The organism is Providencia sp. PROV182 (assembly GCF_028480325.1).
Taxonomy (GTDB): Bacteria; Pseudomonadota; Gammaproteobacteria; order Enterobacterales; family Enterobacteriaceae; genus Providencia; species Providencia hangzhouensis.
On sequence record NZ_JAMPOL010000019.1, the window covers coordinates 54,168 to 60,344 of the forward strand.

6 protein-coding genes and 1 tRNA gene are annotated in these 6,177 nt (G+C 39.2%); 2 read left to right on the top strand and 5 right to left on the bottom strand.

The window, feature by feature from the left end; genetic code table 11:
- Nucleotides 1-6: 6 nt before the first annotated feature.
- The 3 genes from ilvM to ilvL all read right to left on the bottom strand — a co-directional run bounded on the left by ilvM (nucleotide 7) and on the right by ilvL (nucleotide 2,153).
- Nucleotides 7-276: an acetolactate synthase 2 small subunit gene (gene ilvM / locus PR834_RS15635; protein WP_004906129.1), complete on the bottom strand. Its 270-nt coding sequence runs from the start codon at nucleotides 274-276 to the stop codon at nucleotides 7-9.
- Nucleotides 273-1,919, bottom strand: coding sequence for an acetolactate synthase 2 catalytic subunit (gene ilvG / locus PR834_RS15640; RefSeq protein WP_004906130.1), 1,647 nt, complete (start codon nucleotides 1,917-1,919; stop codon nucleotides 273-275). Before ilvG ends, ilvM begins: the two co-directional genes overlap by 4 nt.
- A gap of 132 nt (nucleotides 1,920-2,051) precedes the next feature.
- Complete coding sequence (gene ilvL, locus PR834_RS15645) at nucleotides 2,052-2,153, bottom strand: ilv operon leader peptide (RefSeq protein ID WP_071524553.1); 102 nt, start codon at nucleotides 2,151-2,153, stop codon at nucleotides 2,052-2,054.
- Between the two features lie 479 nt (nucleotides 2,154-2,632).
- On the opposite strand from ilvL, the gene PR834_RS15650 reads away from it, so the two are divergent.
- Nucleotides 2,633-4,159, top strand: coding sequence for a YifB family Mg chelatase-like AAA ATPase (locus PR834_RS15650; protein ID WP_272536767.1), 1,527 nt, complete (start codon nucleotides 2,633-2,635; stop codon nucleotides 4,157-4,159).
- Nucleotides 4,160-4,236: 77 nt separating this feature from the next.
- Here the strand turns inward: PR834_RS15650 and PR834_RS15655 are convergent, their stop codons facing one another.
- Nucleotides 4,237-4,575 (bottom strand): DUF413 domain-containing protein, encoded by a 339-nt coding sequence (locus PR834_RS15655; protein WP_272536768.1) that lies wholly within the window; start codon nucleotides 4,573-4,575, stop codon nucleotides 4,237-4,239.
- A gap of 112 nt (nucleotides 4,576-4,687) precedes the next feature.
- On the opposite strand from PR834_RS15655, the gene hdfR reads away from it, so the two are divergent.
- Entirely contained in the window at nucleotides 4,688-5,527 is an 840-nt protein-coding gene (gene hdfR, locus PR834_RS15660; RefSeq protein ID WP_004906133.1) for an HTH-type transcriptional regulator HdfR, read from the top strand.
- A gap of 571 nt (nucleotides 5,528-6,098) precedes the next feature.
- Here the strand turns inward: hdfR and PR834_RS15665 are convergent.
- Nucleotides 6,099-6,174, bottom strand: a tRNA-Trp gene (locus tag PR834_RS15665).
- Nucleotides 6,175-6,177: the final 3 nt, after the last annotated feature.

Genomic DNA, 6,177 nt, shown 5'->3' on the forward strand with positions numbered 1-6,177 from the left:
TATTCCTTACATTGCACTTTGTGTGCGTAATAGTCGTGATTCTTGTTGTAGTACTTCAACTTCTGTAATGTCTGAAAGCTTAGTTAACTGTGCACAAAGCTGAGTTAATGGCCTTTGACTACTTACAGTGAGTTCAATATTAACATTGTCGCCGTCTGTTGATTGCCCCATATTCATGGAATTAATACGAAATCCACGATGGCGAGTGACCCTTAATATACGCTCTAAAACCTCAGGACGGAAACGGGCCAATATCGAGATTTGATGTTGCATCATAATGGTTTCTCCATCATTTTTTCATTACTAGCCCCAGGTGGAACCAACGGCCAGACATTTTCTAGTTCATTAATTGATACCTGTAATAAATAGGCACCTTCGCTATTCAGCAATTCATCTAATGCAGCATTAACTTCTGACTTATCAGTAATTCGTTGGCCTTTAATACCAAACGCACTGGCTAATGCCACAAAATCAGGGTTATCCGTCAAAATCGTTTCACTATAACGCTGCTCAAAAAACAGTTCCTGCCATTGGCGAACCATGCCTAAGCGTTGATTATCGATCAAAAGGATTTTTACAGGAAGTTGCTTACGTTTGATGGTTCCCAGCTCTTGGACATTCATCATAAATGATCCATCCCCAGATACACAGACTACAGTATCCTCAGGCCTAGCAACCTGTGCACCAATTGCCGCAGGGATACCAAACCCCATGGTGCCAAGCCCACTAGAGGTTAAGAAATTTTCAGGGCCATCAACGGTGATATGCTGTGCTGACCACATTTGGTGTTGCCCTACATCGGTGGTCACAACCGTATTTGGTTTCATTTTATCCGACAGCTGTTTCAATAACAGTGGCGCATAAATTGGTTCACCAGGGTGGTCATAACGCCAACCAAATTCTTTTTTAAGTTGCTGAACTTCCTGCTGCCAAGGTGCAATTGATTTTTTAAGCATTAATTCAGGGAGTAATACTTTTGCATCACCATGTAACGCAACATGTGTTTGACGTAATTTGTCTAATTCTACGTGGTCTATATCGATATGAATCACTTTGGCGTTCGGTGCAAAAGTATTCAACTTACCTGTTACCCTATCATCAAAACGAGCACCAACAGCGATGAGTAAGTCACAGCGTTGCACTGAAATGTTGGCTGCTTTAGTACCATGCATACCTAACATGCCTAAATAGTTTTCATCTAAAGGGCTCACGGCACCAAGCCCTTTTAACGTTGCAACTGAAGGAACACCTGTAAACTCAATAAATTCACGTAATTCTTTAACGGCACCAGACATTCCAACACCGCCACCAACGTACAACATAGGCTTTTCTGATTGTTCTAATAGCATTCTTGCCTGTTGTATTTCAGATAAAGGTGAAGTGACTTCTTGCTCTACTGGCATTAAAAATGGAGACAACTCAGCTTGTTGTAGCTGAATATCTTTCGGAATATCAATCAGTACAGGACCAGGACGCCCACTATTTGCGATTGCGAAAGCCTCAGCAAGAATGCGAGGTAAATCCTCGATATCTTCAACCAAAAAACTGTGCTTAGTACAAGCTAAGGACAACCCTAAAACATCGATTTCTTGAAAGGCATCGGTTCCAATAAACTCAGAAGCAACCTGCCCAGTAATGGCGACAACAGGAACGGAATCTAACAATGCATCAGCCAATCCCGTGATAACATTTGTTGCGCCAGGACCCGATGTTGCGATACATACCCCTGTTTTCCCTGTTGAACGTGCATATCCAATCGCAGCAATTACAGCCCCTTGCTCATGTCGACACAACAAATGCTCAACTCCGCCATCATACAATGCGTCATAAACTGGCATAATTGCGCCACCAGGATACCCAAATACGGTATCAACTCCCTGTGTTCGCAATGCTTGAACTAACCATTGTGCTCCGTTCATGCTTTATCTCCTGTCCGTCTACTTTATCTATTTGTATTTGTTATGTTTTATTTAGTGTGTTTGCATTCATCAACATTTATGTCAAAAAAAACCCCGCGCCTTTCGGTGCGGGGTTCTCGTGAGATCTGGCTGTTATTTTAGCCTTCGTCGTCCAAGTGCAGCCCCGCACGGTGGGATAATAATCACCACCACGCTAATAATAATTAGGCTAACTGCTTGGATAAATGCGTTCATGAGTTTTACTTTTTCAATATTCTTAATTATCTATTATTTAGAGTTATCATTTTAAAATCGTTTTGACAACTTTTATTTAATTTATTTATTTTCAAAACATTAAATTATTTAAAAATCATATCGTTATAAACAAATCAGCATTATAAACTACTTAAACTACCGTTTCTCAGTAAAATTCAATAGAATACATAGCATAATCAGCTACATCATCCGCACCAGCCATTCAATACCATTAAGATTCACGCCAAAAAACTAATTACTTTTTCTTATGAATATCCAAGTTCAGTATAGCTTCCACTCTTTATAAAATTAACGCAATCACTGTTATAACAAGTCCTCGAAGCTACTCGACGCAAATTGAAACAGCCTAGTAACTAAGCAATTAAATTATCGAGCAGCTTCGCAAATATGTTATCAACTCAAGATAAACAAACCTAATTTCAGCAGAATATTACTCTGTAAAAAATATTGGAGGGCTTATGACATTAGCAATTGTTTACACTAGAGCATCAATTGGGTTAGAAGCACCTCTTGTTACTGTTGAGGCACATATTAGTAATGGGCTTCCAGGTTTAACACTTGTTGGGCTACCAGAAACAGCAGTAAAAGAAGCAAGAGATCGAGTTCGAAGCGCTCTACTAAATAGCGGGTTTGAATATCCAGCTAAAAAAATGACGGTTAATTTAGCCCCAGCAGATTTACCAAAAGAAAGTGGTCGGTATGACCTTGCCATCGCTATTGCCATACTCGCATCATCAGGGCAAATCCCCCACGAGCCATTAAAACAGTATGAATTTTTAGGCGAACTTGCTTTGTCTGGCGATGTTCGCTATGTCAACAGTGCTATTCCAGCGGCCCAATCAGCATTAAAACAACAGCGCTCTTTAATACTATCAACGGAGAACCAATACCAACTAGGCCTACTTCCAGACAATAGCGTTTATTTCACGACATCCTTATTAGAGCTCTGCCATTTTTTACATAACAAACACACATTAGTTTGTAATCAACAAGTTCATCAAGCGTCTATCCCAACCAAGCAAGAAGGTGATATCAACGATATTATTGGCCAAGAACATGGAAAACGGGCATTAGAAATCTGTGCTGCAGGTGGACATAATTTACTCTTGTTGGGTCCTCCTGGGACAGGAAAAACTATGCTAGCAAGCCGTCTAATGACTTTACTTCCCCCATTAACTTCTCAGGAAGCCTTAGAAGTTGCTTCACTACATAGCTTGAGTGAAAACACAAGAGAAGACATGAATTGGCCGATAAGGCCTTTTAGAGCGCCCCACCATAGTGCATCAATTTCCGCTTTAATTGGCGGTGGCTCTCTTCCCAAACCTGGTGAGATCTCACTTGCACACCATGGTGTTTTATTTTTAGATGAATTACCCGAATTTAGCCGCTCGGTATTAGATTCTTTACGAGAACCTCTAGAATCTAGAAAAATTAGCATTTCTCGAGCAAAAGCAAAAGTTTGCTATCCTGCGAGTTTCCAGCTAATTGCGGCCCTAAATCCTAGCCCAACAGGCCATTACCAAGGAGAAATGAGCCGCTCAGCTCCTACTCGCATACTACGTTATCTTTCACGCATATCAGGGCCTTTTATTGACCGATTTGATCTTTCAATAGAGATTCCATTGTTACCTCTCGGTTCATTAAGTAATCAAACTAACCAAGGTGAAACAAGTGAACAGGTTAGACAAAGAGTCATCGAAGCCAGAAATAGGCAACTTAGGCGAGCTGGAAAAATTAATAGTTTACTAACACCAAGAGAAACCACACAATTTTGCCTGCTAACAACAAAAGATGCGTTATTCTTAGAACATGCATTAAATAAGCTAGGTCTTTCCATTCGAGCTTGGCACAGAATTTTAAGGGTTGCTAGAACAATCGCCGACCTTAATGCCGCAGAAACTATTGAACGTTCAGATTTATTAGAAGCTTTGGGGTATCGAGCAATGGATAAGTTATTGCTTCATTTGCAAAAACAAGTAAGCTGAGAAGAGTGGACAGATAAGTACTTATTATCCCGTAGAAATAAAGGGACCGAAGTCCCTCTTATCATACGATGATAATATTAATCATCTGTATCAGTGTAGTCTTCCGATGGGTCTATCTGCGGTTTACCGCCAGATAAAGTATGGAAGCGTTTTGGACGGTTAATACGGCTAGAATATTTTGTCCAAACTTTTTCTTCTGGGGTAGCTGGTTCACGTTCACCACGGCATACAGCGACGAAAAGTCTTTCTTCTTCTGTCTGAGGTGCACGCTTACCTGTATCAAGCTCATTAAAAGCTTGGCCGAGACGTTCTAGCAACTGAGCTTCTTTAATGGTGAAATCACCATGACGAGAAAAGCCACGTGGGTAATGTTTGTTATCAAAAAAACGATTAGTCGTGATGAAGCTATCTGCCATCTGACACACTCCTAACTTATTACAGTCAAACTCTATATGGCGCGGAGTATTAGACAGCATTGACAATCTGTAAAACAAAACATTTAAATCATCACGACAAAAATAATTGGAGATGCATGTGGACAGCGAGTTATTGAGAACTTTTTTAGAGGTCAGTAAAACTAGGCACTTTGGTCGAGCCGCAGAATCACTCTATTTAACGCAATCAGCGGTTAGCTTCCGTATTAGGCAATTAGAAACACAATTAGGTACAAGCCTATTTACGCGGCATAGAAATAATATCCGGTTAACAGCTGCAGGAGAAAGGCTTGTTCCATATGCTGAATCGTTAATGAATACCTGGCTGCAAGCTAAAAAAGAAATATCTCATGCCTCACAACACACAGAGCTTTCTATTGGTGCAACAGCTTCACTTTGGGAAGGTTATCTAACTGACTGGGTAGAAGAACTTTATAATCAACATGATGAACTGCGGCTCGAAGCTAGGGTTTCAACGCGCCAGTCTCTTGTTAAGCAACTACATTCTAGAGAATTAGACTTATTAATCGCAACTGAACCACCTAAAATGGATGAGTTTGAAAGTACAATCATCGGTACGATTGACTTACAACTCATGGCTTCCCAAAAAAATATTGCACTCACAAAATATAATTTTATAAGGCTTGAATGGGGTGCTGACTTCCATCCAAAAAATGAACCTTCATTAACTCAAGATGACACACCTGTTATGATCACTACCTCAGCCCATATTACCCGCCAATTACTTCCTGTATCGCTTTCAGCGGCATTTTTACCTGCTCATTGGGTATATCAATATCCGGGCTTAAAAACGCTCTCAGAAACCTCAATAAACAAACCTTTGTATGCAGTTTGGCTCCAGAAAAACGATCAGCAAGCTCTTATCAATCAATTGATTAAAACTCCAATAAAAAATGCACAGTTAAGTGAATAAAAAATAAGAAGGTGAGTAACGAATCCACTCACCTTCCTATGATCCCATAAACAAACTATAGATCTCTGCAAAATAATCTTAATTGATACTTCATTTTGTTTTTTAATAAGATATATCAATAACAGATAACTGACCAATATTCATACAGCAATACAATGATATTTTGCTTTTTCAGCAAGATAATTTTTGAGCTTAATAAAAATTAAACTACCAACTTTATATATACTCTCATTTTTCTAACTTAAATATTGAGCACAACAAAATATTATTCAACCTGTGAATACATTGAGAAGTATAAAGTCGTAAGTAACAACTCACTGATGATACGAAAAATAAATATAAGATGGTGAAAATAAAAAGTAGCTGGGAGAACGTAACATCACAGTGTATTTAAATAGTGAATACGATTAAGAGATACAAAACAGTGGGATAGTTAATGGGATAAAATAAATTGAAAATTAGCAGAAGGGAAAAATAACTTTATATTTATAGTCATACGAATAAAGAAAAACCCGATTAAACTAATCGGGTTATCAATAGATACTTCTTTTATTATTACTTAATTGGTAACTGGCAGGGGCGGAGAGACTCGAACTCCCAACACCCGGTTTTGGAGACCGGTGCTCTACCAATTGAACTACGCCCCTAAA

Coding starts and splice junctions, on each gene's coding strand:
- hdfR (WP_004906133.1), top strand. CDS start 4,688: ATGCATGTGGACAGCGAGTTATTGAGAACTTTTTTAGAGGTCAGTAAA.
- ilvL (WP_071524553.1), bottom strand. CDS start 2,153: ATGAACGCATTTATCCAAGCAGTTAGCCTAATTATTATTAGCGTGGTG.
- ilvM (WP_004906129.1), bottom strand. CDS start 276: ATGATGCAACATCAAATCTCGATATTGGCCCGTTTCCGTCCTGAGGTT.
- PR834_RS15650 (WP_272536767.1), top strand. CDS start 2,633: ATGACATTAGCAATTGTTTACACTAGAGCATCAATTGGGTTAGAAGCA.
- ilvG (WP_004906130.1), bottom strand. CDS start 1,919: ATGAACGGAGCACAATGGTTAGTTCAAGCATTGCGAACACAGGGAGTT.
- PR834_RS15655 (WP_272536768.1), bottom strand. CDS start 4,575: ATGGCAGATAGCTTCATCACGACTAATCGTTTTTTTGATAACAAACAT.